Genomic DNA, 24038 nt, shown 5'->3' on the forward strand with positions numbered 1-24038 from the left:
GAAACGAAGCAAAGGGTTCCCCTGCCGCACCACTTGGAGGGCGTACCGTGCACCGCCGGCACAACGGGCTCAGGACCGCCGTACTCCTCGGGGGACTGTCCGCACTCATCATCGTCATCGGCAGCCTTTTCGGCCGTACGGGCCTGATCGTCGCCGTCCTCGTAGCCGTGGGCACCAACGCCTACGCGTACTGGAACAGCGACAAGCTCGCGCTGCGCGCCATGCGCGCCCGCCCGGTCAGCGAGTTCGAGGCACCACAGCTCTACCGCATGGTGCGGGAGCTCTCGACGACCGCCCGCCAGCCCATGCCGCGGCTGTACATCTCCCCGACCCAGGCGCCCAACGCCTTCGCCACCGGCCGCAACCCCCGCAACGCCGCGGTCTGCTGCACCGACGGCATCCTCCAGCTCCTCGACGAACGCGAACTGCGCGGCGTCATCGGCCATGAGCTCAGCCACGTCTACAACCGCGACATCCTCATCTCCTCCGTCGCGGGCGCCCTGGCCTCCGTCGTGATGTTCCTGGTCAACTTCGCCTGGCTGATCCCCGTGGGACGCTCGGACGACGACGAGGGCCCCGGCATCGTCGGCATGCTGCTGATCATGATCCTCGGCCCGGTCGCGGCCTCCCTGATCCAGCTCGCCGTCAGCCGCTCCCGCGAATACCAGGCCGACGCTTCAGGCGCCCAGCTCACCGGCGACCCGCTCGCCCTGGCCTCCGCCCTGCGCAAGCTCGAAACGGGCACCCAGCAACTCCCGCTCCCGCCCGAGCCCCGCCTGGAGACCGCCAGTCACATGATGATCGCCAATCCCTTCCGCCCCGGCGAGGGCCTCTCCCGCCTCTTCTCCACCCACCCCCCGATGCACGACCGCATCACCCGCCTGGAACAGATGGCCGGCCACCACCGCCCCTGAACCCCGGCCGCTGGCGCCGCCGCCCGCCTCCGCGCAAGATTGAAGCAACGTTTCGCACGGTCCGGCGCGTCTAGCACGGCGGAAACACTCGCCGTGCCCGTGGAAGGCTGCCGATCATGAAGTTCATCCTCAACATTCTCTGGCTGATCCTCTGCGGCTTCTGGATGGCGCTCGGCTACGTACTCGCCGGAATCGTCTGCTGCATCCTGATCATCACGATCCCGTTCGGCATCGCGTCGTTCCGTATCGCCGGCTACGCGCTCTGGCCGTTCGGCCGCACCACCGTGGAGCGGCGGGATGCCGGTGCGGGTTCGGTGATCGGCAACATCATCTGGATCGTCTTCGCGGGCTGGTGGCTGGCCCTGGGCCATATAGTCACCGGTATCGCGCTGTGCGTGACGATCATCGGGATCCCGTTCGGCATCGCCAACTTCAAGATGATCCCGATCTCCCTGCTGCCGCTCGGCCGCGAGATCGTCCCCACCGACCAGCCCTTCGCGACGCGCTGAAACGCAAGCCGCTGAAACGCAACGCGCCGAACGCGACGCGCAGATGCCCCATGCATGACGCCGCACCCCGGAGCAACGCGCTCCGGGGTGCGGTGGTGGTGTCAGCGGCCGCCTCGGCCGCCTCCGCCGCCCAGGGCACCCCGTCCGCCCAGGAAGCCCCGGCCGCCCCGGCCGATCGGGTCCGTCACGACGGTGCCGGAAATGCTGCCCCCGGCGTTCTGGGCGATGCTGGCGATGTTCTTCTGGTTGTCGATGAGGATGTTCGTGCGGCAACCGCCTCCGGGTGTGAGGGTCGGCAGCAGGCTCAAAAAGCTGGATGACGGCGCGCAGTGAATGTGCTGACCGAAGTACTCGCCACCCCGGCCCCCGGCGTCGGCCGTGCCTGCCGCCGACAGCAGCAGCGCACCGGTCCCGAGGGTGCCCGCGACCACACGCAATGTCTTACCCACGACGGAACGTCCTTCCTGTCCTGGTCCCGGTCTGCGCCGGGATCACCGCGCTAACGATGCAGTAACGCCGCGATCACGCTGCGCTACTCCGTCGTGGTGACGGCGCCTGGAGGTGATCCTCTGCTGCCGCTCGGCCGCGAGATCGTGCCTACGGACCGGCCTTTCGCGACTCGCTGAACAGGAGGGGCGGGTGTCCCGAGCGCCTGCCCTGACCAGCTGGGACTCCGGGGGACGTCGCGTCCTGAGCCGGCTTTTCATGGAAAGGCATGGGTGGTGACAGCGCTCGTGTGGTGTGCCTGATCGCCCACCAGGCGCATACTGGCGCTAATGACAAAGCCAGCCGTAACCCGGCGCCATCTACCGTCAAGCCCCTTCAAGCCCCCGGCCACGCCGCCTCTCAAGGAGTTCGCGATGGGTGACCGGGTCACCCACGATGAGCACGGCCTCGGCCGCGTCATCGGTACCGAGGCTGACATCGCGGTACTCGTCGACTTCGGATCGCTAACGGTGCGGATCGCCAGTCCGTACGGCAAGTTGACCAAGCTCTGAGAGCCTTGCGGTGGTCGGGGCGCCTGCGGATGAGCCTCCGGCCGGAACCGATTTCCGCACGCTGCCACCACGCCCGCAACCGAGAGAAGACGACTCATCGACGCGACTTCGCTGTTCTCCGCACCCGAAACGGTGCTCCCGCACATCACGACGGCCTTGCCACGTCCGACGACCGATCCCTTCCGGACCCCGGACTTCGACGAGGCCACCGCCGGACCTCCTACTACCGCGGCTCTACCCCCGAGCCCCGGGCCCGGCCGCAACGCCTGGGGAGATGGCTAGCCGGAACCGGATCGGCTTCGATGGTCGAAGCCGCCCCTCGGTGAGCGATCCCGTTCGGCGTCGCGTCGTTCCGTATCGCCGGCTGCGCGCTCTGGCCATCCCGCCGCACCACCGTGGAGCGGCGGGATGCCGGTGCGGGTTCGGTGATCGGCAACATCATCTGGATCGTCTTCGCGGGCTGGTGGCTGGCCCTGGGCCATATAGTCACCGGTATCGCGCTGCGCGTGACGATCATCGGGATCCCGTTCGGCATCGCCAACTTCAAGATGATCCCGATCTCCCTGCTGCCGCTCGGCCGCGAGATCGTCCCCACCGACCAGCCCTTCGCGACGCGCTGAAACGCAAGCCGCTGAAACGCAACGCGCCAAACGCGACGCGCGGATACGCCATGCATGACGCCGCACCCCGGAGCAACGCGCTCCGGGGTGCGGTGGTGGTGTCAGCGGCCGCCTCGGCCACCTCCGCCGCCCAGGGCACCCCGTCCGCCCAGGAAGCCCCGGCCGCCCCGGCCGATCGGGTCCGTCACGACGGTGCCGGAAATGCTGCCCCCGGCGTTCTGGACGATGCTGGCGATCCTCTTCTGGTTGTCGATGAAGATGTTCGTGCGGCAACCGTCCCCGGGCGTGAGGGACGGCAGCAGGCTGAAGCTGAATGACGGCGCGCAGTGAATGTGCTGATCGAAGTACTCGCCACCCTGGCCTCCGGCGCTGGCCGTGCCTGCCGCCGACAGCAGCAGGGCACCGGTCCCGAGGGTGCCCGCGACCACACGCATTGTCTTACCCACGACGGAACGTCCTTCCTGTCCTGGTCCCGGTCCTGAGCCGGGATCACCGCGCTAACGAAGCAGTAACGCCATGATCACGCTGTGCTACTCCGTCGTGGTGATGACGCCCGGAGATGACACCCTGCTGCCGCTCGGCCGTGAAATCGCGCCCCGGATCAGCCGTTCACCGCCTGATGCCGCCTCAGGCGCGTACCAGCCCGCGAGGAGCCGTGTACCGGCGGAATCCGAGCGTCTCGACGCCCGCCACGCCCGCGATGAAGCGCTTCACCACCCCGCCGTCCTGCAACTGGGTACCGACCACCCGCTCGTGGGACCGCGCGTCGGTCCACTCGCTGTAGTTCACGACCCGGGTGCCGTCCTCGCTGATGTGGAAGTGCGAGGCGATCCCGCCGTCCCCGCTCTGCCGCCCGCCGAACATCTCCAGCAGCCCGTCCACGAGCCGCCGGGCGGGCTCGTGCCCCGCCGTGCGGAACGCGACCCGTACGACGCAGCCCGGTGCCGGCGCCTCGCCTTCCGGCAGGAGCAGGCTGCCGTGGAGCCGGAACCGGCCGGGCCCGTAACCACCGACGTTCCCGACGCGGTCCAGCACGGCCGCGATCCGATCCGCGAGCCCGGTGCCCTCGGTGCGCACGAACTCCTGGTGCGCCGAACCGCTCACCCACTGGCCGTAGTTGAGCACACTGCGCCCGTCCGTCCCGGCGAACAGCACCTGCGAGAGGAACCCGTACGGCAGCGGCGTTTCCTCCCAGGCCCGCGCGACGCCGTCCAGCACGGCCCGCTGTCCCTCGGGGTTCCCCGCGTCCCATTCGCCGATCAGTACGGCACCGGCATCCGCCCGCCGTATCTCCGGAAAGACGTCGGCACGAAAGCCGCCGGAAGAAGGCGAAAAGGGGGAAGGGGAGGCGGGAGACAGGGAAGAGGTGGAAGGCGAGGGGGTGGAAGGCGAAGAGGTCATGCCCTCACCCTGCAATCTCAACCAATGTTGAGGTCAAGGCGGACCGGTGCGCCCCGGCCGCGGCCCGAAATGCCGGTGGGGCGGTGCGCCCCCGTGTCGCACCGCCCCATCCGCTCAACCGCGCAAGGTACCCCGAATCCGGGGTTCTCAGCGGTAGTTCACAAACTGAATCGCGAAGTCCAGGTCCTTGCCCTTCAGCAGCTGCTGCACCGACTGGAGGTCGTCGCGGCTCTTGGAGCTGACCCGCAGCTCGTCGCCCTGCACCTGCGCCTTGACGCCCTTCGGGCCCTCGTCGCGGATGATCTTGGCGACCTTCTTCGCGTTCTCCTGCGAGATCCCCTCCTCGATCGAGGCGACGATCTTGTACTCCTTGCCCGACGCCTGCGGCTCGCCGGCGTCCAGGGCCTTCAGCGAGATCCCGCGCTTGACCAGCTTGGACTGGAAGATGTCCAGTACGGCCTTCACCCGCTCCTCGGCGTTGGCGCGCATTTCGATCTTCTCGCCCGACCACGCGATCGACGCGTCCACGCCCTTGAAGTCGTAGCGCTGCGAGATCTCCTTGGCGGCCTGGTTGAGGGCGTTGTCGACCTCCTGCCGCTCGACCTTCGAGACGATGTCGAAACTGGAGTCGGCCATGTTGAGTTGGCTCCTCGTACGTAGATCCATCAGAGGCGCGGTCCTTCCCGGACCGCCTGCCAAGCCTAGCCACCCGGCCAAGATCCAGCGCTCCGCAATCGAGTGGCGAAGCACCCCCAGCCATCGGGTATGGTTTACGTCGTTGCCACGGAGCATCGCCCCACAGCGAAACTCCCGGCGGCAAACCCTGGCGGTGTGCCCGAGCGGCCAAAGGGAGCAGACTGTAAATCTGCCGGCTTCGCCTTCCCAGGTTCGAATCCTGGCGCCGCCACAGGTGTGAAGGGGCCCTGAATCGTAGGAATACGATTCAGGGCCCCTTTCGTGTGTCCCGATTTCGTGTGTCCCGACGCGGCACCCCCGTGTCACCCGCGGCGCGTCACGCCCCCGTGCGGGCTTCCGTGTCCGCGGCCGGCGGGGCGTCGAGCGTGGCGGTCACCAGGGTGCGCAGCGAGGCCGCCAGGCGGGCGCTCTCGCCCCGCTCCAGCAGGCGCAGCACCGCGTCGCTCTGCAGGCCGCCGAGGAGGAGGTGGGCCAGCAGGTCGGCGTCCAGGTCGGGGCGCTGGGCGGCGATCAGCGTGCTGATGTGGGCGTGCCAGAACGCGTGGACGGGGTGGGTGCCGGGTCGCTCGTCCGGGGGCTGCTGGGAGGTCGTCACGGCATGGCCGAGGGCGGCCAGCAGGCCCTTGTTGCGGGCGATGACGTCGACGGTGGCGTCCAGGAAGGCCAGCAGCCGCTCGCGTGGGCAGGTGCCCGGGCCCAGCGGGGGCGGGCCGTCGGTGACCGCCTCGCGCAGTGTGTGGGCCCGTTCCTCCATCAGGGCCCGCATCAGCCCCATGCGGTTGCCGAAGCGGTGGAACACCGTCCCCTTGCCGACGCCGGCCGCCGCCGCGACCTGCTCCATCGAGATCTTCTCGGGGCGGTGGTGAGCAAGCAGCTCCTCGGTCGCCAGCAGGATGGCGCGCCGGTTGCGTACCGCGTCGGCGCGTTCGGGACGGCCTTGTGTCATCGGATCCTCGGGTCCTCACTCGCTCCGCGCCGCTGCGGGCGGCGCCACTCCACGCCCCATCATTTCGCAGGATGTCGCCGAGATAACTGGACCGACGGTCAGGTAAGAGCTACGTTCGAGGCAACCTGACCGGTGGTCCAGTTAAGTCGCCGGTCCGGGCTTCGTTGTGCCCCAGTGACCCCTGAGGAGACCCGGTATGCGACGCGTCCGCTACTACGAGTACGGCGACCCCGACGTCCTGACGGTCGAGGAGGCCGACATCCCCGCCCCGGGCCCCGGCGAGGTGCTCATCAGGACCGAGGCGATCGGGGCCAACTACGTGGACACCCAGATGCGGCGCGGCCCGGCCGCCCTGTCCGTCTTCCGGCGCCCGCTGCCCGGCAAGGTCACCGGCGATGTGGTCGGCACCGTCGAAGCCGTCGGCCCCGGAGGCGACCCGGGGCGGGTCGGGCAGCGGGTCGCGGCGCTGACCGAGGACGCGTTCGCCGACCACGCCGTCGCCGACGCGCAGTGGCTCGCCCCGGTGCCCGCCGGACTCGACCCCGGTATGGCCAGCATGCTGCCCATGGGCGCCCCGGTCGCCCTGCGGGCGCTGCGCACCGGCCGCCTCGCCGAGGGGGAGACCGTCCTGATCCACTCCGCCGCCGGCGGCATCGGCCATCTCGCGGTCCAGCTCGCCGGGCTCCTCGGCGCCGGCACCGTCATCGCCACCGTCGGCTCACCGGCCAAGGCCGACTTCGTCCGCTCCCTGGGCGCCGACGTCGCCGTCGACTACTCGGCCGCCGACTGGCCCGACCGGGTCCGCGCCGCCGCGCCGAGGGGCGTCGACGTCGTCCTGGACTCCGTCGGCGGCGAGGTCCTGCGGCGGAGCCTGGACGTCCTCGCGCCGTTCGGCCGCGCCGTCGTCTACGGAGTCGCCGCGGGCGAACTGCTCGACGTCCCGGTGACCGGGCTGTTCGGCCTGAAGACGGTGGCCGGGTTCTCGCTGCTCGCCTGGCGCGCGGCGGCCCCCGAACGGGCCCGCGCGGAGATGACCGAACTGGCCGGCCACGCGTCCGCCGGGCGGCTGCGCACCGCCGTGCACGCCACCTTCCCGCTCACCGAGGCGCCCGCCGTGCACCGGCTCTTCGAGGAGCGGACCCACCTCGGCCGGATCCTCGTCCTCCCGTAGGGCGGCCCCGGCGCGCGACGTCAACGCACCGGGGCCCATGGGGAGTTCACGCTCAGTGCGCCGCCACGTTCCGCACCGCCTCGACCGCCGGCACGTCCCCGTCGATCAGCTCCAACGTCCGCCCGCTCGTGCCCGGTTCGTCCAGCAGCGCCACCAGCACGGCCGCCACGTCGTCCCGCGACACCGGCCCGCGCCCGGTCGCGTCGGCCAGCGTCACCTGGCCCGTACCGGGGTCGTCGGTGAGGCGGCCGGGCCGCAGGATCGTCCAGTCCAGCCCGGCGCGGGCCCGTACGTCCGCGTCCGCGGCGCCCTTCGCCCGCAGGTACGCCGCGAAGACCGGGTCGGTGCCCTCCGGGGGCTCGCGGTCCGCGCCCATCGACGAGACGACCACGAAGCGCCGTACCCCGGCCGCCTCGGCCGCGTCCGCGAAGAGCGCCGCGGCGCCCCGGTCCACGCTGTCCTTGCGTTCGGCGCCGCTGCCCGGCCCGGCGCCCGCCGCGAAGACCGCCGCGTCCGCTCCCTCCAGATGCCGGGCGACATCGCCCACCGACGCCGACTCCAGGTCGCAGACGACCGGTTCGGCACCCGCGGCCAGCAAGTCGCCGGCCTGTTCCGGCCGCCGGACGATCCCGGCGACCTCGTCCCCGCGCGCATGCAGCAACCGCTCCAGCCGCAGCGCGATCTGACCATGTCCACCTGCGATGACAATGCGCATGAAGCCGACCGTACGCCGAACCGCCCCGCCGCACCGCCGGACCGGCCGGTGCGGCGCCGAGCCCGTCCGGCCGTCGCCCCGCCCGGCCCTCAGCGCTGCGACTGCCGGGGCAGCTCCAGCGCCACGTCCACCGCCGAGTCGCAGTACTCGCGCACCGCGCTGGTCCGGGCCACAACCCGCCCCCGGTGCACCACGATCCGGCTGTACGCCAGCGAGAGCACCCCGGCGATCCGCTCCCCGCGCACCGCCAGCAGCTCCGCCGGAAAGCCCGCCTCCACCCGCACCTCCGGCAGCCCCAGCGTCGCCCGCGCGGCCGCGCTCACCGTCTCGTACGCGGCCTCCGGCGTGGCCTCCCCGAGGGACGCCAGCAGATACGCGGCCTCCAGCGGGTCCCCGCGCCCCACCGGGTTCGCCACGTCCCGCAGCGCCCCGCTGCCCGCCGCCACCCGCACACCGGCCGCCCGCAGCAGCCGTACGGGCGCCGGCCGCGACACCCGCGAGCCGAACCGCTCCAGACCCGTGCAGTCGCCCTGCGGCAGGCACACCACCGCGACGTCCGCGGCGGCCAGCTGCTCCGCGACCCGGGCCGCCACACTCCGCGGCATCCGCGCCATCCCGGCGCACGGCCCGATGGCCACCCCCGGCCGCAGCCCGCCGGACATCGCCGCGAACCGCGCCAGCCGCGCCGGATCGTCCCCGTCGGTGTGCAGGTCCACCGGGCAGCCGTGCTCGCCGGCCACCTCCAGGACCGTCTCGACGTACCCGGCCGGATCGGGATCGAGGTCCGGGCAGCCCCCGATGACCGTGGCGCCCATCTTCACGGCGTCGTGCAGCATCGCCAGCCCGTCCGCGCCGGCCACCCCGGTCAGCACCCGCGGCACCGCCACCGCCGCCAGGTCCGCCAGCCCGCGCAGCGACCTGCGGGCCTGGAGCACCGCCTCCAGCGACCGCAGCCCCTGGACGTCGCCGACCCGGACGTGGCTCCGGGAGGCGGTCGCCCCGTGCCCGAGCTGGAGCAGCGCCGCCTCGGTCGTACGGCGCTGGACGTCCTCGGCGGAGTCGGAGGCGGGGCCGTCGGAGTCGGCCGTCAGGGCCGTGTCGCAGTGCGCGTGCGGCTCGGCGGGGGCCGGGAGCAGCAGATAGCCGGCGAGGTCCACCCGGGCGCCCTGCGGGGCGAGGCTGCCGGCCGTGCCCACCGCCTCGATGCGCCCGCCGCCCAGCCGTACGTCCACGGTGCGGCCGTCGGCGAGCCGGGCCCCGCACAGTACGAGAGCGCCGGATTCCGACCTGGCGTACCGGCCGGCGCCTCCGGACTTTCCCGGCTGCGGTTGGGGCTGGGGCTGCGGTGAACTGCTGTCGGACATCGCGCTCCTCGAAGGCACGGCGTGCAAGATCACGCAGCGTTCCACCGAGCCTAGGCGCCTGCCCGGAGAGCTTCGCGCAGGCGCGAAATAGTCGTACCGGTGTGGTGCGCGGGGCCGTTGGGGTGCGAACCGGATACGGATTTCACGTTTGGCGGCGGGCCGTGTAATGTCTTCATCGCTCGCCCCAATAGCTCAGTCGGCAGAGCGTCTCCATGGTAAGGAGAAGGTCTACGGTTCGATTCCGTATTGGGGCTCTGATGTGTGGGGGACCCCGTCCTCGGACGGGGAACTCTCGCATCACAGCGGTGTAGCTCAGTCGGTAGAGCAAGCGGCTCATAATCGCTGTGTCACCGGTTCAAGTCCGGTCACCGCTACTGACAGTAGCCGATTGTGGGGTCGGTCCTCCGATCGGCTACTCTTCTATGCGTTCTATTCGACCATCCGTCCGTCAAGGAGCACTCACGTGGCTGCCACCGACGTCCGCCCGAAGATCACGCTGGCCTGCGTGGAGTGCAAGGAGCGGAACTACATCACCAAGAAGAACCGGCGTAACGACCCGGACCGTCTTGAGATGAAGAAGCACTGCCCTCGTTGCAACTCGCACACCGCGCACCGCGAGACGCGATAACACAGGCTCGTCCGTGAGGCCGTCCCCGATCTGGGGGCGGCCTCACGGCGTTATCACCATCAGTACAGGGAGGTTGCGAGCCCATGGCGCTCGACCAGTCTTTTGTCGGACGCACGTACCCGCCCACCGACCCGTACGAGGTCGGCCGGGAAAAGATCCGCGAATTCACCGAGGCGATCGGTGACGGCAACCCCGCTTACACGGACACCGAGGCAGCCAAGGCGCTCGGCCACCCCGATGTGATCGCGCCGCCGACCTTTGTGTTCGCCATCACGTTCAAGGCCGCGGGTCAGGTCGTGGAGGACCCGCAACTGGGGCTGGATTACAGCCGGGTGGTGCACGGTGACCAGAAGTTCGCCTACAACCGGCCGGTGCGCGCCGGGGACCGGCTGACCGTCACCTCCACCATCGAGGCCGTCAAGACCATGGCCGGCAACGACATCGTCGACATCCGCGGCGAGGTGCACGACGAGGCGGGCGAGCACGTGGTGACCGCCTTCACCAAACTCGTCGCCCGGCGCGCTGAGGAGGCGTGAGATGACCGCGAAGATTTCCTACGACGACGTCGAGGTCGGCACCGAACTCCCGGCGCAGTCCTTCCCCGTGAGCCGCGCCACGCTCGTCCGGTACGCCGGCGCCTCCGGTGACTTCAACCCGATCCACTGGAACGAGAAGTTCGCCAAGGAGGTCGGCCTCCCGGACGTCATCGCCCACGGCATGTTCACCATGGCCTCGGCGATCCGGGTGGTCACCGACTGGGTCGGCGACCCCGGCGCGGTCGCCGAGTACGGCGTGCGCTTCACCAAGCCCGTCGTCGTCCCGAACGACGAGAACGGCGCGCTGATCGAGGTCAGCGCCAAGGTCGCCGCCAAGCTGGACGACGACGCCCGCACGGTCCGCGTCGACCTCCTCGCGACGAGCGCGGGCCAGAAGGTGCTGGGCATGTCCCGCGCCGTGGTCCGCCTCGCCTGAGGCGGCCGCGAGGCGGGGCCGGCCGGCCCCGCCGGACCGCCCCCGTACCCTGGGGGGCGTGCTGGAACAGGAACGACACGTCGCGACCGTAGTAGACAACGCCCCCCTCGCCCCGCTGACCACCTTCCGGCTCGGCGGACCGGCGACCCGCCTCGTCACGGCCACCACGGACGAGGAGGTCATCGCCGCCGTCCGCGCGGCCGACGACACCGGCACCCCGCTGCTGGTCATCGGTGGCGGCAGCAACCTCGTCATCGGCGACAAGGGCTTCGACGGCACCGCCCTGCACATCGCCACCCGCGGCTTCCGGCTGGACGGCACGGCCCTGGAACTCGCCGCGGGCGAGAACTGGTCCGACGCCGTCGCGCACACCGTCGAGGCCGGACTCGCGGGCGTGGAGTGCCTGGCCGGCATCCCCGGCTCGGCCGGCGCCACCCCGATCCAGAACGTCGGCGCCTACGGCCAGGACGTCTCCGCCACCATCACCGAGGTCGTCGCCTACGACCGCCGCGCCCGCGAGACGGTCACGCTCACCAACGACGCGTGCGCCTTCTCATACCGCCACAGCCGCTTCAAGCAGCACCCCGACCGGTTCGTCGTCCTGCGGGTGCGCTTCGCCCTGGAGGACGCGGGCGGCCTCTCCGCGCCGCTGAAGTACGCCGAGACGGCCCGCGCCCTCGGCGTCGCGCCCGGAGACCGGGTCCCGGCCGCGGCCGCCCGTGAGACCGTCCTGGCGCTCCGCGCCGGCAAGGGCATGGTGCTGGACCCCGCGGACCACGACACCTGGTCGGCCGGCTCCTTCTTCACCAACCCGATCCTCACCGAGGCCGAGCACGCCGCCTTCCTCCGGCGCGTCGGGGACCGCCTCGGCCCGGACGCCGCGCCGCCCGCCTTCCCCGACGGCGACGGCCGGGTGAAGACCTCCGCGGCCTGGCTCATCGACCGGGCCGGCTTCACCAAGGGCTACGGCAGCGGCCCCGCCCGGATCTCCACCAAGCACACCCTCGCCCTCACCAACCGCGGCGAGGCCACCACCGAGGACCTGCTCGCCCTGGCCCGCGAGGTCCGCGACGGCGTCCGGGCCGCCTTCGGCGTCACCCTCGTCAACGAACCGGTGACGGTCGGCGTCAGCCTGTAGAGCAGCCGGGGCGGGCCTGCGCGGACGGGCCCGGGGGCTCCTGCGGCGGCGGGGCGGCCAGCCAGGCGTCGATGTCCGCCAGGAGCCGCTGCCGGACGTCCTGGGGGGCGCGGGAGGCGCGTACGGACTGCCGGGCCAGCTCGGCCAGCTCGGCGTCCGTGAAGCCGTGCGCACCGCGGGCGATCTCGTACTGCGCGGCCAGCCGCGCGCCGAACAGCAGCGGATCGTCCGCGCCCAGCGCCATCGGCACCCCCGCCTCGTAGAACGTCCGCAGCGGTACGTCCTCCGGCTTCTCGTAGACGCCCAGCGCCACGTTCGACGCCGGGCACACCTCGCAGGTCACCCCGCGCGCGGCCAGCCGCCGCAGCAGCACGGGATCCTCCGCGGCCCGTACGCCGTGCCCGATCCGCCCGGCGTGCAGATCGTCCAGGCAGTCCCGTACGCTCGCCGGCCCCGACAGCTCGCCGCCGTGCGGGGCCGCCAGCAGACCGCCGTCCCGGGCGATGGCGAAGGCCCGGTCGAAGTCCCGGGCGAAACCCCGGCGTTCGTCGTTGGACAGCCCGAAGCCGACCACGCCGCGGTCGGCGTAGCGCACCGCGAGCCGGGCCAGCGTGCGGGCGTCCAGGGGGTGCTTCATGCGGTTCGCGGCGACCAGCACGCGGATGCCCAGCCCGGTGTCGCGGGAGGCGCGCCGCACCGCGTCCAGGATGATCTCCAGCGCGGGGATCAGCCCGCCCAGCCGCGGGGCGTACGAGGTCGGGTCGACCTGGATCTCCAGCCAGTGCGACCCGTCCCGGACGTCCTCCTCGGCGGCCTCGCGCACCAGCCGCTGGATGTCCTCGGGGGACCGCAGGCACGACCGCGCGATGTCGTAGAGCCGCTGGAAGCGGAACCAGCCGCGCTCGTCCGTGGCCCTCAGCCGGGGCGGCTCACCGCCCCTGAGCGCGTCGGGCAGGTGGACGCCGTACTTGTCGGCGAGATCGAGCAGGGTCGCCGGCCGCATCGAGCCGGTGAAGTGCAGGTGCAGGTGGGCCTTCGGCAGTTGACGCAGATCACGAACACGCTTCATCTGGCGATACTGCCGCACCCTCGCGCCGCAGGCATAGGCCCCGCCGCGAACGAAGGCACCACCGGAAAAGCGTGCGGGGCCGGAACGCGCTCCGGCCCCGCAATCACCCGCGCGCGGGCGCTACTTCGCCTCCGCCAGCAGCTTCTGGATCCGGGAGACGCCCTCGACCAGGTCCTCGTCGCCCAGCGCGTACGAGAGCCGCAGGTAGCCGGGGGTGCCGAAGGCTTCGCCCGGGACGACGGCGACCTCCGCCTCCTCCAGGATCAGCTCGGCCAGCTCGACGCTGGACTGCGGGCGCCTGCCGCGGATCTCCCTGCCCAGCAGGCCCTTCACCGACGGGTACGCGTAGAACGCGCCCTCCGGCTCCGGGCACAGCACACCGTCGATCTCGTTGAGCATCCGCACGATCGTCCTGCGGCGCCGGTCGAAGGCCACCTTCATCTCCTCGACGGCCGTGAGGTCGCTGCTGACGGCCGCGATGGCCGCCGCCTGCGCCACGTTGGAGACGTTGGAGGTGGCGTGCGACTGGAGGTTCGTGGCGGCCTTGATGACGTCCTTCGGGCCGATCGCCCAGCCCACCCGCCAGCCGGTCATCGCGTACGTCTTCGCGACGCCGTTGACGACGATGCACTTGTCGCGCAGCTCCGGCACGACCACCGGCAGCGACGAGCTGAGTCCTTCGGCGCCGGCGCGCGCGGCCGCGTCGCCGTAGACCAGGTGCTCGTAGATCTCGTCGGTCAGCACCCACAGGCCGTGCTCGGCGGCCCAGCGGCCGACCGCCTCGACCTGCTCGCGGGGGTAGACCGCGCCGGTCGGGTTCGACGGCGAGACGAACAGCAGGACCTTGGTGCGCTCGGTGCGGGCCGCCTCCAGCTGCTCGACCGTCACGCGGTAGCCGGTGGTCTCGTCGGCGACCACGTCGACCGGCACACCGCCCGCGAGCCGGATCGACTCGGGGTAGGTGGTCCAGTACGGCGCCGGCACGATGACCTCGTCGCCCGGGTCCAGGATGGCGGCGAACGCCTCGTAGATGGCCTGCTTGCCACCGTTCGTCACCAGGACGTTCGCGGCCTCGATCTCGTAGCCGGAGTCGCGCAGCGTCTTCGCCACGATCGCGGACTTCAGCTCGGGGAGGCCGCCGGCCGGGGTGTAGCGGTGGTACTTCGGGGTGCGGCATGCCTCGACGGCCGCCTCGACGATGTAGTCGGGCGTGGGGAAGTCGGGCTCACCGGCGCCGAAGCCGATCACCGGGCGCCCGGCGGCCTTGAGGGCCTTGGCCTTGGCGTCGACGGCGAGGGTGGCGGACTCGGAGATCGAACCGACGCGGGCGGAGACCCGGCGGTCGGCGGGGGACGGTACGGAAGGAGTGGCAGCGCTCATACAGGCATCGTCGCAGACCGCTCTCCGGCCCGGAACCTGGGTTTGCGGGCGCCACCCGGGACGTTTCTGTTCGACGCCCGGCTCTGAAGCACGTACACTCGCTGACCGTTGGCTCCCGACAGGTCGCTGCGGCGCACGAACTTAGTGCAGTCGGCCGCATGCGGTAGGTTGGGGGAACCACAAAGGGTCGTAGCTCAATTGGTAGAGCACTGGTCTCCAAAACCAGCGGTTGGGGGTTCAAGTCCCTCCGGCCCTGCTACACGCACTTCGTCACCAAAGTGCGTGCACGCGTACGTATGAAATGCACCGCCGTGCGGCTCAACCGGGCGCGGCACGGCCACGACCCGGATTCAGGTGAGGACGAGTGACGGACGCCCTGGGCTCCATCGACATGCCTGAGCGTGGTCGTTCCGAGGACGACGCCACGGAATCCCAGAAGAAGCCCCGCCGCGGAGGCAAGCGCGGCAAGAAGGGCCCCTTCGCGCGGCTCGCGCTCTTTTACCGCCAGGTCATCGCGGAACTCCGTAAGGTCGTCTGGCCCACGCGCAGCCAGTTGTCGACGTACACCAGTGTGGTGATCGTCTTCGTTGTCATCATCATCGGTCTCGTAACCGTGATTGACTTGGGAATCAACCGAGTCGTCGGGTACGTCTTCGGCTGATCCCGCGGAGGGGCGCCTGCGCGGGCGCCTATTTCGCATGTTCAACCCCTTGAAGCCAGGAAGAAGCAGCCACCGTGTCTGACCCGAACCTGAACGACGCCGCCGAATCCGCCGAGACGGCAGCGGCCGACGTTGACGCGGCTGCCTCGGCCGAGGTCGAGGGCGACGACACCGAGCGCGAGATCGTCGAGGGCGCCGACGTCGTCGAGGAACTCGACGCCGAGGAAGCCGCAGCCGGCGAGCCCGCCGAGGAAGCCGCGGTGCACGTCGAGGACGAGGACGAGGCCCTCGCCGAGGCCGTCGAGGACGAGGCCGCCGAGGAGCAGGAGCCGGTCGACCCGGTGGCCGCCCTTCGCGACGAACTCCGCGGCCTCCCCGGTGAGTGGTACGTCATCCACACCTACGCGGGCTACGAGAACCGCGTGAAGACCAACCTCGAACAGCGTGCCGTCTCGCTGAACGTCGAGGACTACATCTTCCAGGCCGAGGTGCCGCAGGAAGAGGTCGTCCAGATCAAGAACGGCGACCGCCGCACGGTCCGCCAGAACAAGCTCCCGGGCTATGTGCTGGTGCGCATGGACCTGACGAACGAGTCCTGGGGCGTGGTCCGCAACACGCCGGGCGTCACCGGCTTCGTCGGCAACGCCTACGACCCGTACCCGCTGACCCTGGACGAGATCGTCAAGATGCTCGCCCTGGAGGCCGAGGAGAAGGCCGCCAAGGAGGCCGCCGCGGCCGAGGGCAAGCCGGCGCCGTCCCGCAAGGTCGAGGTCCAGGTCCTGGACTTCGAGGTGGGCGACTCGGTCACCGTCACCGACGGCCCGTTCGCCACGCTTCAGGCGACGATCAACGAGATCAACGCCGACTCGAAGAAGGTCAAGGGCCTGGTCGAGATCTTCGGCCGCGAGACCCCGGTCGAGCTGAGCTTCGACCAGATCCAGAAGAACTAGGTTCTTCCGGAGCACCAGCCACCGCCCAGGTCAGACCGGTACACCGCCGGTCTGACCTGCTCGGTTTTTGGCCGCGCGAGGATACCCGTTATCGTTGTGCGGTATGCCTCCATCCGGATGACCGGATTGCGGGGCGAACCACCTCTCACTAGGACCCGGAGAGAGCATGCCTCCCAAGAAGAAGAAGGTCACGGGGCTTATCAAGCTCCAGATCCAGGCCGGTGCCGCGAACCCGGCCCCGCCGGTCGGCCCCGCGCTGGGCCAGCACGGCGTCAACATCATGGAGTTCTGCAAGGCCTACAACGCCGCGACCGAGTCGCAGCGTGGCATGGTCGTGCCGGTGGAGATCACGGTCTACGAAGACCGTTCCTTCACCTTCGTCACCAAGACCCCGCCGGCCGCGAAGCTCATCCTGAAGGCCGCGGGCGTGGAGAAGGGCTCCGGCGAGCCGCACAAGACCAAGGTCGCCAAGATCACCGAGGCGCAGGTCCGCGAGATCGCCACCACCAAGATGCCCGACCTGAACGCCAACGACCTGGACGCCGCGTCGAAGATCATCGCCGGCACCGCCCGTTCCATGGGCATCACGGTCGAGGGCTGAACCCCAGCCCTTCAAGGCACACACGTGGCAGGACCAGGCGCTGGTCCGTACCACGACTCCACCCCACTGCATCAGGAGCAGAAGTGAAGCGCAGCAAGACTCTTCGCAACGCGGACGCGAAGATCGACCGGGAGCGTCTGTACGCCCCGCTCGAGGCCGTCCGTCTCGCCAAGGACACCACGTCCGTCAAGTTCGACGCGACCGTCGAGGTTGCCATGCGTCTGGGCGTCGACCCGCGCAAGGCCGACCAGATGGTCCGTGGCACCGTGAACCTCCCGCACGGCACCGGTAAGACCGCCCGGGTCCTGGTCTTCGCGACCGGTGACCGTGCTGCGGCAGCGGAAGCCGCCGGCGCCGACATCGTCGGCTCGGACGAACTGATCGACGAGGTCTCCAAGGGCCGTCTGGACTTCGACGCCGTCGTCGCCACCCCGGACCTCATGGGCAAGGTCGGCCGCCTCGGCCGCGTGCTCGGTCCCCGTGGTCTGATGCCGAACCCGAAGACCGGCACCGTCACCCCGGACGTCGCCAAGGCTGTCACCGACATCAAGGGCGGCAAGATCGAGTTCCGCGTGGACAAGCACGCGAACCTCCACTTCATCATCGGCAAGGTCTCCTTCGACGAGACCAAGCTGGTGGAGAACTACGCCGCCGCGCTTGAGGAGATCACCCGCCTCAAGCCGTCCGCCGCCAAGGGCCGTTACATCAAGAAGACGGTCATCACCACCACGATGGGCCCCGGCGTTCCGGTCGACCCCAACCGCACCCGCAACCTCCTCGTCGAGGACGAGGCCGTCTGATCTCCCTGATCGACGCGCCTCATCGCGTGTGACGCACACCGTCAGGCCCCGCTTTCCGTACGGAGAGCGGGGCCTGACGCGTTCATAACAGCACCTGCCGGAAGCCCTGTTGGTGGCCTGCACTACAGTCCCCTGCGAGGTCCATTAAGGAATCAAAGGGGGAGCCTCAAGTGCGTAGCACGCGTATAGCCGCCGCCGTGGCGGCGGGAGTTGTCATGCTGGCCGGTCTGACCGCCTGTAACAAGGGCGGCACCAACAACGGCACCGGCGGGGGCAGCAGCAGCGGCGGGGGCAGTGACGCGGCTGGTTCGAAGTCTCCGCTCGACGCCGCCCTGGCCTCGCTGAAGACGGCCTCGCAGCAGACGAGCGGCAAGAAGTCCGCGAAGATCGACGGCACGCAGAAGGTCGGTCCGTCCACGCGCACGATGAAGGGCGCGATGGACTGGTCCAACGGCATGAACATGACCGTGGACATCACCACGACCGGCGGTCCCCTGGCCGGCAAGCCCATGAAGGCGATCTACACGCCGCAGTCGATGTACATCAACATGGGCATGCCCCTGGGCGGCAAGAACTGGATCAAGTCCGACTACGACGCCATGGCCAAGAAGAGCCCGACCGGGGCGTTGATGAAGGACATGATGCAGAACAACGACCCGGTCAAGTCGGTGAACCTGCTCATCGCCTCCGGCAAGGTCCAGCAGGCCGGCAAGGAGGACGTCCGCGGCGTGCAGGCGACCCACTACACCGGCACGGTCGACGTGGCCGAGATGGTCAAGCTGCAGGGCAAGAGCCTCAGCGAGGCCGACATGAAGACGCTGCAGGCGCAGCTGCAGCAGGCCGGTGCGACGAAGGAGACCATCGACCTGTGGATCGGCCCGGACAACCTGCTCGTGAAGAAGCGTGAGCAGATGGATGGCAAGCAGGGGGCGTCGGACTCGACGGTCTTCTACTCGGACTACGGCACCAAGGTGTCGGTGACGCCGCCGCCGGCGAGCGACACCACGACGGCGCCGGGCGCCTGACGAGGGAGTCCGCGGTGGGGCGTCCGTGACGCCCCACCGCAGCCGATTTGCCTGTGCGCAGGCCCGTCCCGTACGGTGTCCCGGAAGCCAAAGACCGCTGGTTGTCTCTGCGCGTCCGGTATGGGACGTGTGGCGGCCGAAGGATCCGCTAGCTGCGGACGGCCTGCGCAGGTGAATGAGGAAGATCTCCCGGGTGTGAGCCTGGTTGAGTATCGCCCCGTGCGCCTGCGCCGGGGCGTTTGTTTTGCCCAGCCCCTTCTGCGCGGTCCTCATCACCCGGAAGGAGGCCGAGGCTCATGGCGACGTCTGACAAGAACGCAGCCGTTGAGGAGATCGCGGGGAAGCTCCGCGACTCCAACGCAGCTGTTGTGACTTCTTACATCGGACTGACTGTGGCGCAGCTCAAGGAGCTCCGCCGTTCTCTCGGCGAGAACGCTCAGTACCGTGTGGTGAAGAACACGCTGACCAAGATCGCGGCCAAGCAGGCCGGGATCGAGCTGGACGAGCACCTCAAGGGCTCGACCGCTGTCGCTTTCGTGACCGGTGACCCGGTCACGGCGGCGAAGGGTCTTCGTGACTTCGCCAAGGAGAACCCCGCTCTCGTCATCAAGGGCGGTGTCCTTGACGGCAAGGCGCTGTCCGCCGACGAGATCAAGAAGCTTGCGGACCTCGAGTCCCGCGAGGTTCTGCTCGCCAAGCTGGCGGGCGCCATGAAGGGCAAGCAGTCCCAGGCTGCCGCGCTCTTCCAGGCGCTCCCCTCGAAGTTCGTCCGCACCGCGGAGGCGCTTCGTGCCAAGCAGGCCGAGCAGGGCGGTGCCGAGTAATTCGGCTCGCACATTGACCGCCGCCTGAGGCGACGGTCGAAGCGGGCCCAACGTACGCCCGCCGACATGTACATCCGGCACCAGCCGATTTAGTGGAAGGATCGCCCATCATGGCGAAGCTCAGCCAGGAAGACCTGCTCGCGCAGTTCGAGGAGATGACCCTCATCGAGCTCTCCGAGTTCGTGAAGGCGTTCGAGGAGAAGTTCGACGTCACCGCCGCCGCCCCGGCCGCCGTTGCCGTCGCGGGTGCCCCGGGTGCCCCGGCCGCCGCCGCCGAGGAGGAGCAGGACGAGTTCGACGTCATCCTCACCGGTGCCGGCGACAAGAAGATCCAGGTCATCAAGGTCGTGCGTGAGCTGACCTCCCTGGGCCTGAAGGAGGCCAAGGACCTCGTCGACGGCACCCCGAAGGCGGTCGTGGAGAAGGTCTCCAAGGAGGCCGCGGAGAAGGCCGCCGAGGCCCTCAAGGGCGCCGGCGCCTCCGTCGAGGTCAAGTGACCCTGGTGAGTCTCTGACTCACGTCCTGAGCGCCTGAGGGCGTACACGGACACAGCGAAGGGCGATCACCCATGCGGGTGGTCGCCCTTCGTCGTGCAAGCCACGGCTGCATTGCCTCGCGCCGGAGTGCGAGTATGGTGATCTTCGTCGTCCGGACGTGCCTCCATGTGACGATCTCCCTGAGGTGGGGGGCCTTGACGAACCGGACGCGGCGCGCAATTCTCGGGACGCGACGCAGAAGCGATCCAGGGTTCGAGGCATGGATCGCCGACGAAGAGGGAAGCATCGGTGTGCGCCACTGGCGCAGGGCTTTCGGCAGGCGCAGGGCATTGGGCGTAGTGAAGAACAACGAGGGGCTCCTCCGGTGCGGAGGGCGTGACCTCCCGGAGGGAGAAGATCGGTATCACGGTGCTGTGCCGGTCTCCGGAAACTCGCTCTGGACATCAGTGTGCCAAGTGGCTACACTGACCCTTTGCGCTGCCTGTTAGCTGCTCCCTGCCCGTCACCAGGGGCATACCCGAGCCCGAGCAAAGCTGAATGAACCGCCCTGACCTGGGCTTTCCCTCAGTCTGCTCGATTCGGGACCGGTACGCGCGTAGTGAGTCCGAGCCCTCGGAAGGACCCCCTCTTGGCCGCCTCGCGCAACGCCTCGACTGCCAATACGAACAACGGCGACAGCACCGCCCCGCTGCGCATCTCTTTTGCGAAGATCAAGGAGCCCCTCGGGGTTCCGAACCTCCTTGCGCTGCAGACCGAAAGCTTCGACTGGCTGCTCGGCAATGCCGCATGGAAGGGTCGCGTCGAGGCTGCGCTGGAGAGTGGGCAGGAAGTCCCCACCAAGTCCGGTCTCGAAGAGATCTTCGAAGAGATCTCCCCGATCGAAGACTTCTCCGGGTCGATGTCGCTGACGTTCCGCGACCACCGCTTCGAGCCCCCGAAGAACTCCATCGACGAGTGCAAGGAGCGCGACTTCACGTACGCGGCTCCGCTGTTCGTCACCGCGGAGTTCACCAACAACGAGACCGGTGAGATCAAGTCCCAGACGGTCTTCATGGGCGACTTCCCGCTCATGACCCCCAAGGGCACCTTCTGCATCAACGGCACCGAGCGTGTCGTCGTCTCGCAGCTGGTCCGCTCGCCGGGCGTCTACTTCGACAGCTCGATCGACAAGACGTCCGACAAGGACATCTTCTCCGCCAAGATCATCCCGTCCCGGGGTGCCTGGCTGGAGATGGAGATCGACAAGCGCGACATGGTCGGTGTGCGTATCGACCGCAAGCGCAAGCAGTCCGTGACCGTCCTGCTCAAGGCTCTCGGTTGGACGACCGAGCAGATCCTCGAGGAGTTCGGCGAGTACGAGTCGATGCGCGCCACCCTGGAGAAGGACCACACCCAGGGCCAGGACGACGCGCTGCTCGACATCTACCGCAAGCTGCGTCCGGGCGAGCCGCCGACCCGCGAGGCCGCGCAGACGCTGCTGGAGAACCTCTACTTCAACCCCAAGCGCTACGACCTCGCGAAGGTCGGCCGCTACAAGGTCAACAAGAAGCTCGGCGGCGACGAGCCGCTGGACGCCGGCGTGCTGACCACCGATGACGTCATCGCCACGATCAAGTACCTGGTCAAGCTGCACGCCGGCGAGACCGAGACGATCGGCGAGAACGGCAACAGCATCGTTGTCGAGACCGACGACATCGACCACTTCGGCAACCGCCGTCTGCGCAACGTCGGCGAGCTGATCCAGAACCAGGTCCGTACGGGTCTCGCCCGTATGGAGCGCGTCGTGCGTGAGCGCATGACCACCCAGGACGTCGAGGCGATCACGCCGCAGACCCTGATCAACATCCGGCCGGTCGTCGCCTCCATCAAGGAGTTCTTCGGCACCAGCCAGCTGTCCCAGTTCATGGACCAGACCAACCCGCTGTCGGGTCTGACCCACAAGCGCCGTCTGTCGGCGCTGGGTCCCGGTGGTCTCTCCCGTGAGCGGGCCGGTCTGGACGTCCGTGACGTGCACCCCTCGCACTACGGCCGCATGTGCCCGATCGAGACGCCCGAAGGCCCGAACATCGGTCTGATCGGTTCGCTCGCGTCGTACGGCCGGGTCAACGTCTTCGGCTTCATCGAGACGCCGTACCGCAAGGTCGTCGACGGCCAGGTCACGGAGGAGGTGGACTACCTCACCGCTGACGAGGAGGACCGCTTCCTGATCGCCCAGGCGAACGCGAAGCTCAGCGACGACATGCGCTTCGCCGAGCAGCGTGTGCTGGTCCGCCGCCGTGGCGGCGAGGTCGACCTCGTCCCCGCCGACGAGGTGGACTTCATGGACGTCTCGCCGCGCCAGATGGTGTCGGCCGCGACCGCCATGATCCCGTTCCTGGAGCACGACGACGCCAACCGCGCGCTCATGGGATCGAACATGATGCGCCAGGCCGTTCCGCTGATCAAGGCGGAGTCGCCGCTGGTCGGCACCGGCATGGAGTACCGCTGCGCGGTCGACGCCGGCGACGTCATCAAGGCCGAGAAGGACGGTGTGGTCCAGGAGGTCTCCGCGGACTACATCACCGTCGCCAACGACGACGGCACGTACACCACGTACCGCGTCGCCAAGTTCACCCGCTCCAACCAGGGCACCTCCTTCAACCAGAAGGTCGTCGTGGACGAGGGCGCGCGGGTCGTCGAGGGCCAGGTCCTCGCCGACGGTCCGTCGACCGAAGAGGGCGAGATGGCCCTCGGCAAGAACCTGCTCGTCGCGTTCATGCCGTGGGAGGGCCACAACTACGAGGACGCGATCATCCTGTCGCAGCGCCTCGTGCAGGACGACGTCCTCTCCTCGATCCACATCGAGGAGCACGAGGTCGACGCCCGTGACACCAAGCTGGGCCCCGAGGAGATCACCCGGGACATCCCGAACGTCTCCGAGGAGGTCCTCTCCGACCTCGACGAGCGCGGCATCATCCGGATCGGTGCCGAGGTCGTCGCCGGCGACATCCTCGTCGGCAAGGTCACGCCCAAGGGCGAGACCGAGCTGACCCCCGAGGAGCGCCTGCTCCGCGCGATCTTCGGTGAGAAGGCGCGCGAGGTGCGCGACACCTCGCTGAAGGTGCCGCACGGTGAGATCGGCAAGGTCATCGGCGTCCGCGTCTTCGACCGCGAGGAGGGGGACGAGCTGCCCCCGGGCGTGAACCAGCTGGTCCGCGTCTACGTCGCGCAGAAGCGCAAGATCACCGACGGTGACAAGCTCGCCGGCCGCCACGGCAACAAGGGCGTCATCTCGAAGATCCTGCCGGTCGAGGACATGCCGTTCCTGGAGGACGGCACCCCGGTCGACATCATCCTCAACCCGCTGGGTGTCCCGTCCCGAATGAACCCGGGACAGGTCCTGGAGATCCACCTCGGCTGGCTCGCCAGCCAGGGCTGGAAGGTCGAGGGCTCCGAGGAGTGGCAGCAGCGGCTCCAGGCGATCGGCGCCGACGACGTCGCACCGCGCACCAACGTCGCGACCCCGGTCTTCGACGGTGCGCGCGAGGACGAGCTGGCGGGTCTCTTCGACTCGACGCTCCCCAACCGCGACGGCGAGCGGATGGTCAAGAGCTCCGGCAAGGCCCAGCTGTTCGACGGCCGCTCCGGCGAGCCGTTCCCGGACCCGATCTCGGTCGGGTACATGTACATCCTCAAGCTGCACCACCTGGTCGACGACAAGCTGCACGCCCGCTCGACCGGTCCGTACTCGATGATCACCCAGCAGCCGCTGGGTGGTAAGGCCCAGTTCGGTGGCCAGCGGTTCGGTGAGATGGAGGTGTGGGCGCTGGAGGCTTACGGCGCCGCGTACGCCCTCCAGGAACTGCTGACGATCAAGTCCGACGACGTCACCGGCCGCGTGAAGGTCTACGAGGCCATCGTCAAGGGCGAGAACATCCCCGAGCCCGGCATCCCCGAGTCCTTCAAGGTGCTCATCAAGGAGATGCAGTCCCTGTGCCTCAACGTGGAGGTGCTGTCCTCGGACGGCATGTCCATCGAGATGCGCGACACCGACGAGGACGTCTTCCGCGCTGCGGAAGAGCTCGGCATCGACCTGTCCCGGCGCGAGCCGAGCAGCGTCGAAGAGGTCTGACGGGTCTGGTCGGGACCGCCTCGTGCAGAGGAGGTCCCGGCCCCGCCC

25 protein-coding genes, 4 tRNA genes and 1 pseudogene are annotated in these 24038 nt (G+C 69.4%); 21 read left to right on the plus strand and 9 right to left on the minus strand.

Features of this window, described 5'->3' with window-relative positions; genetic code table 11:
* The first annotated feature begins 47 nt into the window (after positions 1 to 47).
* Positions 48 to 914, plus strand: coding sequence for a zinc metalloprotease HtpX (htpX, locus tag GR130_RS02135; RefSeq protein ID WP_159503134.1), 867 nt, complete (start codon positions 48 to 50; stop codon positions 912 to 914).
* Between the two features lie 116 nt (positions 915 to 1030).
* The gene (locus tag GR130_RS02140; RefSeq protein ID WP_201304779.1) at positions 1031 to 1423 is read left to right on the plus strand and encodes a YccF domain-containing protein; all 393 of its coding nucleotides are present in this window, start codon (positions 1031 to 1033) and stop codon (positions 1421 to 1423) included.
* 101 nt (positions 1424 to 1524) lie between these two features.
* On the opposite strand, the gene GR130_RS02145 is transcribed toward GR130_RS02140, so the two are convergent.
* Positions 1525 to 1872: a hypothetical protein gene (locus tag GR130_RS02145; protein ID WP_159503135.1), complete on the minus strand. Its 348-nt coding sequence runs from the start codon at positions 1870 to 1872 to the stop codon at positions 1525 to 1527.
* A 327-nt stretch (positions 1873 to 2199) separates the two neighbouring features.
* On the opposite strand from GR130_RS02145, the gene GR130_RS02150 reads away from it, so the two are divergent.
* Entirely contained in the window at positions 2200 to 2421 is a 222-nt protein-coding gene (locus GR130_RS02150; protein ID WP_159503136.1) for a hypothetical protein, read from the plus strand.
* A 329-nt stretch (positions 2422 to 2750) separates the two neighbouring features.
* Positions 2751 to 3041, plus strand: a pseudogene (locus tag GR130_RS02155) (YccF domain-containing protein); the annotation flags it as partial.
* Between the two features lie 101 nt (positions 3042 to 3142).
* On the opposite strand, the gene GR130_RS02160 reads toward GR130_RS02155, so the two are convergent.
* The 3 genes from GR130_RS02160 to GR130_RS02170 form a co-directional block, all read right to left on the minus strand.
* Positions 3143 to 3469: a hypothetical protein gene (locus tag GR130_RS02160; protein WP_236572701.1), complete on the minus strand. Its 327-nt coding sequence runs from the start codon at positions 3467 to 3469 to the stop codon at positions 3143 to 3145.
* 199 nt (positions 3470 to 3668) lie between these two features.
* Positions 3669 to 4442, minus strand: a complete 774-nt coding sequence (locus GR130_RS02165) for a hypothetical protein (protein ID WP_159503137.1) — start codon at positions 4440 to 4442, stop codon at positions 3669 to 3671.
* Between the two features lie 147 nt (positions 4443 to 4589).
* Positions 4590 to 5078, minus strand: a complete 489-nt coding sequence (locus GR130_RS02170; protein ID WP_159503138.1) for a YajQ family cyclic di-GMP-binding protein — start codon at positions 5076 to 5078, stop codon at positions 4590 to 4592.
* Positions 5079 to 5267: 189 nt separating this feature from the next.
* Between GR130_RS02170 and GR130_RS02175 the strand changes: the two genes are divergently transcribed.
* A tRNA-Tyr gene (locus tag GR130_RS02175) sits at positions 5268 to 5349 on the plus strand.
* Between the two features lie 105 nt (positions 5350 to 5454).
* Here the strand turns inward: GR130_RS02175 and GR130_RS02180 are convergent.
* A complete protein-coding gene (locus tag GR130_RS02180) occupies positions 5455 to 6084 on the minus strand; it encodes a TetR/AcrR family transcriptional regulator (protein ID WP_159503139.1) in 630 nt (209 codons plus the stop codon).
* 196 nt (positions 6085 to 6280) lie between these two features.
* Here GR130_RS02180 and GR130_RS02185 point away from each other — a divergent pair, with 196 nt between their 5' ends.
* Positions 6281 to 7255, plus strand: coding sequence for a quinone oxidoreductase family protein (locus GR130_RS02185; RefSeq protein ID WP_159503140.1), 975 nt, complete (start codon positions 6281 to 6283; stop codon positions 7253 to 7255).
* A gap of 52 nt (positions 7256 to 7307) precedes the next feature.
* Here GR130_RS02185 and GR130_RS02190 read toward each other — a convergent pair whose 3' ends face one another.
* On the minus strand, positions 7308 to 7970 hold the full coding sequence (locus tag GR130_RS02190) for an NAD(P)H-binding protein (protein ID WP_159503141.1): 663 nt from the start codon (positions 7968 to 7970) through the stop codon (positions 7308 to 7310).
* An 89-nt stretch (positions 7971 to 8059) separates the two neighbouring features.
* Positions 8060 to 9334: an amidohydrolase family protein gene (locus GR130_RS02195; RefSeq protein ID WP_159503142.1), complete on the minus strand. Its 1275-nt coding sequence runs from the start codon at positions 9332 to 9334 to the stop codon at positions 8060 to 8062.
* A gap of 181 nt (positions 9335 to 9515) precedes the next feature.
* Between GR130_RS02195 and GR130_RS02200 the strand changes: the two genes are divergently transcribed.
* The 6 genes from GR130_RS02200 to GR130_RS02225 all read left to right on the plus strand — a co-directional run bounded on the left by GR130_RS02200 (position 9516) and on the right by GR130_RS02225 (position 12072).
* Positions 9516 to 9588 (plus strand) — tRNA-Thr (locus GR130_RS02200).
* Between the two features lie 47 nt (positions 9589 to 9635).
* Positions 9636 to 9708, plus strand: a tRNA-Met gene (locus GR130_RS02205).
* An 89-nt stretch (positions 9709 to 9797) separates the two neighbouring features.
* Positions 9798 to 9962 (plus strand): 50S ribosomal protein L33, encoded by a 165-nt coding sequence (rpmG, locus tag GR130_RS02210; protein WP_006604855.1) that lies wholly within the window; start codon positions 9798 to 9800, stop codon positions 9960 to 9962.
* Positions 9963 to 10045: 83 nt separating this feature from the next.
* Entirely contained in the window at positions 10046 to 10498 is a 453-nt protein-coding gene (locus tag GR130_RS02215; RefSeq protein ID WP_159503143.1) for a MaoC family dehydratase N-terminal domain-containing protein, read from the plus strand.
* A 1-nt stretch (position 10499) separates the two neighbouring features.
* The gene (locus tag GR130_RS02220; protein ID WP_159503144.1) at positions 10500 to 10934 is read left to right on the plus strand and encodes a MaoC family dehydratase; all 435 of its coding nucleotides are present in this window, start codon (positions 10500 to 10502) and stop codon (positions 10932 to 10934) included.
* A 61-nt stretch (positions 10935 to 10995) separates the two neighbouring features.
* A complete protein-coding gene (locus GR130_RS02225) occupies positions 10996 to 12072 on the plus strand; it encodes a UDP-N-acetylmuramate dehydrogenase (protein WP_159509667.1) in 1077 nt (358 codons plus the stop codon).
* Here the strand turns inward: GR130_RS02225 and GR130_RS02230 are convergent.
* Together GR130_RS02230 and GR130_RS02235 are read right to left on the minus strand one after the other, a co-directional pair.
* Positions 12062 to 13141, minus strand: a complete 1080-nt coding sequence (locus GR130_RS02230; protein ID WP_159503145.1) for an adenosine deaminase — start codon at positions 13139 to 13141, stop codon at positions 12062 to 12064. The genes GR130_RS02225 and GR130_RS02230 overlap by 11 nt on opposite strands.
* A 120-nt stretch (positions 13142 to 13261) precedes the next feature.
* A complete protein-coding gene (locus GR130_RS02235; protein WP_159503146.1) occupies positions 13262 to 14521 on the minus strand; it encodes a pyridoxal phosphate-dependent aminotransferase in 1260 nt (419 codons plus the stop codon).
* Between the two features lie 183 nt (positions 14522 to 14704).
* Here GR130_RS02235 and GR130_RS02240 point away from each other — a divergent pair.
* The 9 genes from GR130_RS02240 to rpoB all read left to right on the plus strand — a co-directional run bounded on the left by GR130_RS02240 (position 14705) and on the right by rpoB (position 23990).
* Positions 14705 to 14777, plus strand: a tRNA-Trp gene (locus tag GR130_RS02240).
* Between the two features lie 108 nt (positions 14778 to 14885).
* On the plus strand, positions 14886 to 15182 hold the full coding sequence (secE, locus tag GR130_RS02245; protein ID WP_159503147.1) for a preprotein translocase subunit SecE: 297 nt from the start codon (positions 14886 to 14888) through the stop codon (positions 15180 to 15182).
* Positions 15183 to 15256: 74 nt separating this feature from the next.
* Positions 15257 to 16132, plus strand: coding sequence for a transcription termination/antitermination protein NusG (gene nusG / locus GR130_RS02250; protein ID WP_159503148.1), 876 nt, complete (start codon positions 15257 to 15259; stop codon positions 16130 to 16132).
* 166 nt (positions 16133 to 16298) lie between these two features.
* On the plus strand, positions 16299 to 16733 hold the full coding sequence (gene rplK, locus GR130_RS02255; protein WP_016571043.1) for a 50S ribosomal protein L11: 435 nt from the start codon (positions 16299 to 16301) through the stop codon (positions 16731 to 16733).
* Positions 16734 to 16816: 83 nt separating this feature from the next.
* Complete coding sequence (gene rplA, locus GR130_RS02260; protein ID WP_159503149.1) at positions 16817 to 17533, plus strand: 50S ribosomal protein L1; 717 nt, start codon at positions 16817 to 16819, stop codon at positions 17531 to 17533.
* A 215-nt stretch (positions 17534 to 17748) separates the two neighbouring features.
* Positions 17749 to 18558: a hypothetical protein gene (locus GR130_RS02265; protein ID WP_159503150.1), complete on the plus strand. Its 810-nt coding sequence runs from the start codon at positions 17749 to 17751 to the stop codon at positions 18556 to 18558.
* A gap of 296 nt (positions 18559 to 18854) precedes the next feature.
* On the plus strand, positions 18855 to 19382 hold the full coding sequence (rplJ, locus tag GR130_RS02270) for a 50S ribosomal protein L10 (protein WP_159503151.1): 528 nt from the start codon (positions 18855 to 18857) through the stop codon (positions 19380 to 19382).
* Positions 19383 to 19492: 110 nt separating this feature from the next.
* Positions 19493 to 19879: a 50S ribosomal protein L7/L12 gene (rplL, locus tag GR130_RS02275; protein WP_159503152.1), complete on the plus strand. Its 387-nt coding sequence runs from the start codon at positions 19493 to 19495 to the stop codon at positions 19877 to 19879.
* A 628-nt stretch (positions 19880 to 20507) separates the two neighbouring features.
* A complete protein-coding gene (rpoB, locus tag GR130_RS02280) occupies positions 20508 to 23990 on the plus strand; it encodes a DNA-directed RNA polymerase subunit beta (RefSeq protein WP_159503153.1) in 3483 nt (1160 codons plus the stop codon).
* Positions 23991 to 24038: the final 48 nt, after the last annotated feature.

Source organism: Streptomyces sp. GS7 (genome assembly GCF_009834125.1).
GTDB lineage: Bacteria > Actinomycetota > Actinomycetes > Streptomycetales > Streptomycetaceae > Streptomyces.

Coding starts and splice junctions, on each gene's coding strand:
- rplK (WP_016571043.1), top strand. CDS start 16,299: ATGCCTCCCAAGAAGAAGAAGGTCACGGGGCTTATCAAGCTCCAGATC.
- GR130_RS02180 (WP_159503139.1), bottom strand. CDS start 6,084: ATGACACAAGGCCGTCCCGAACGCGCCGACGCGGTACGCAACCGGCGC.
- GR130_RS02170 (WP_159503138.1), bottom strand. CDS start 5,078: ATGGCCGACTCCAGTTTCGACATCGTCTCGAAGGTCGAGCGGCAGGAG.
- GR130_RS02235 (WP_159503146.1), bottom strand. CDS start 14,521: ATGAGCGCTGCCACTCCTTCCGTACCGTCCCCCGCCGACCGCCGGGTC.
- rplJ (WP_159503151.1), top strand. CDS start 18,855: ATGGCGACGTCTGACAAGAACGCAGCCGTTGAGGAGATCGCGGGGAAG.
- GR130_RS02230 (WP_159503145.1), bottom strand. CDS start 13,141: ATGAAGCGTGTTCGTGATCTGCGTCAACTGCCGAAGGCCCACCTGCAC.
- GR130_RS02150 (WP_159503136.1), top strand. CDS start 2,200: ATGACAAAGCCAGCCGTAACCCGGCGCCATCTACCGTCAAGCCCCTTC.
- GR130_RS02165 (WP_159503137.1), bottom strand. CDS start 4,442: ATGACCTCTTCGCCTTCCACCCCCTCGCCTTCCACCTCTTCCCTGTCT.
- GR130_RS02185 (WP_159503140.1), top strand. CDS start 6,281: ATGCGACGCGTCCGCTACTACGAGTACGGCGACCCCGACGTCCTGACG.
- GR130_RS02265 (WP_159503150.1), top strand. CDS start 17,749: ATGCTGGCCGGTCTGACCGCCTGTAACAAGGGCGGCACCAACAACGGC.
- GR130_RS02195 (WP_159503142.1), bottom strand. CDS start 9,334: ATGTCCGACAGCAGTTCACCGCAGCCCCAGCCCCAACCGCAGCCGGGA.
- GR130_RS02140 (WP_201304779.1), top strand. CDS start 1,031: ATGAAGTTCATCCTCAACATTCTCTGGCTGATCCTCTGCGGCTTCTGG.
- rplL (WP_159503152.1), top strand. CDS start 19,493: ATGGCGAAGCTCAGCCAGGAAGACCTGCTCGCGCAGTTCGAGGAGATG.
- GR130_RS02220 (WP_159503144.1), top strand. CDS start 10,500: ATGACCGCGAAGATTTCCTACGACGACGTCGAGGTCGGCACCGAACTC.
- GR130_RS02215 (WP_159503143.1), top strand. CDS start 10,046: ATGGCGCTCGACCAGTCTTTTGTCGGACGCACGTACCCGCCCACCGAC.
- GR130_RS02190 (WP_159503141.1), bottom strand. CDS start 7,970: ATGCGCATTGTCATCGCAGGTGGACATGGTCAGATCGCGCTGCGGCTG.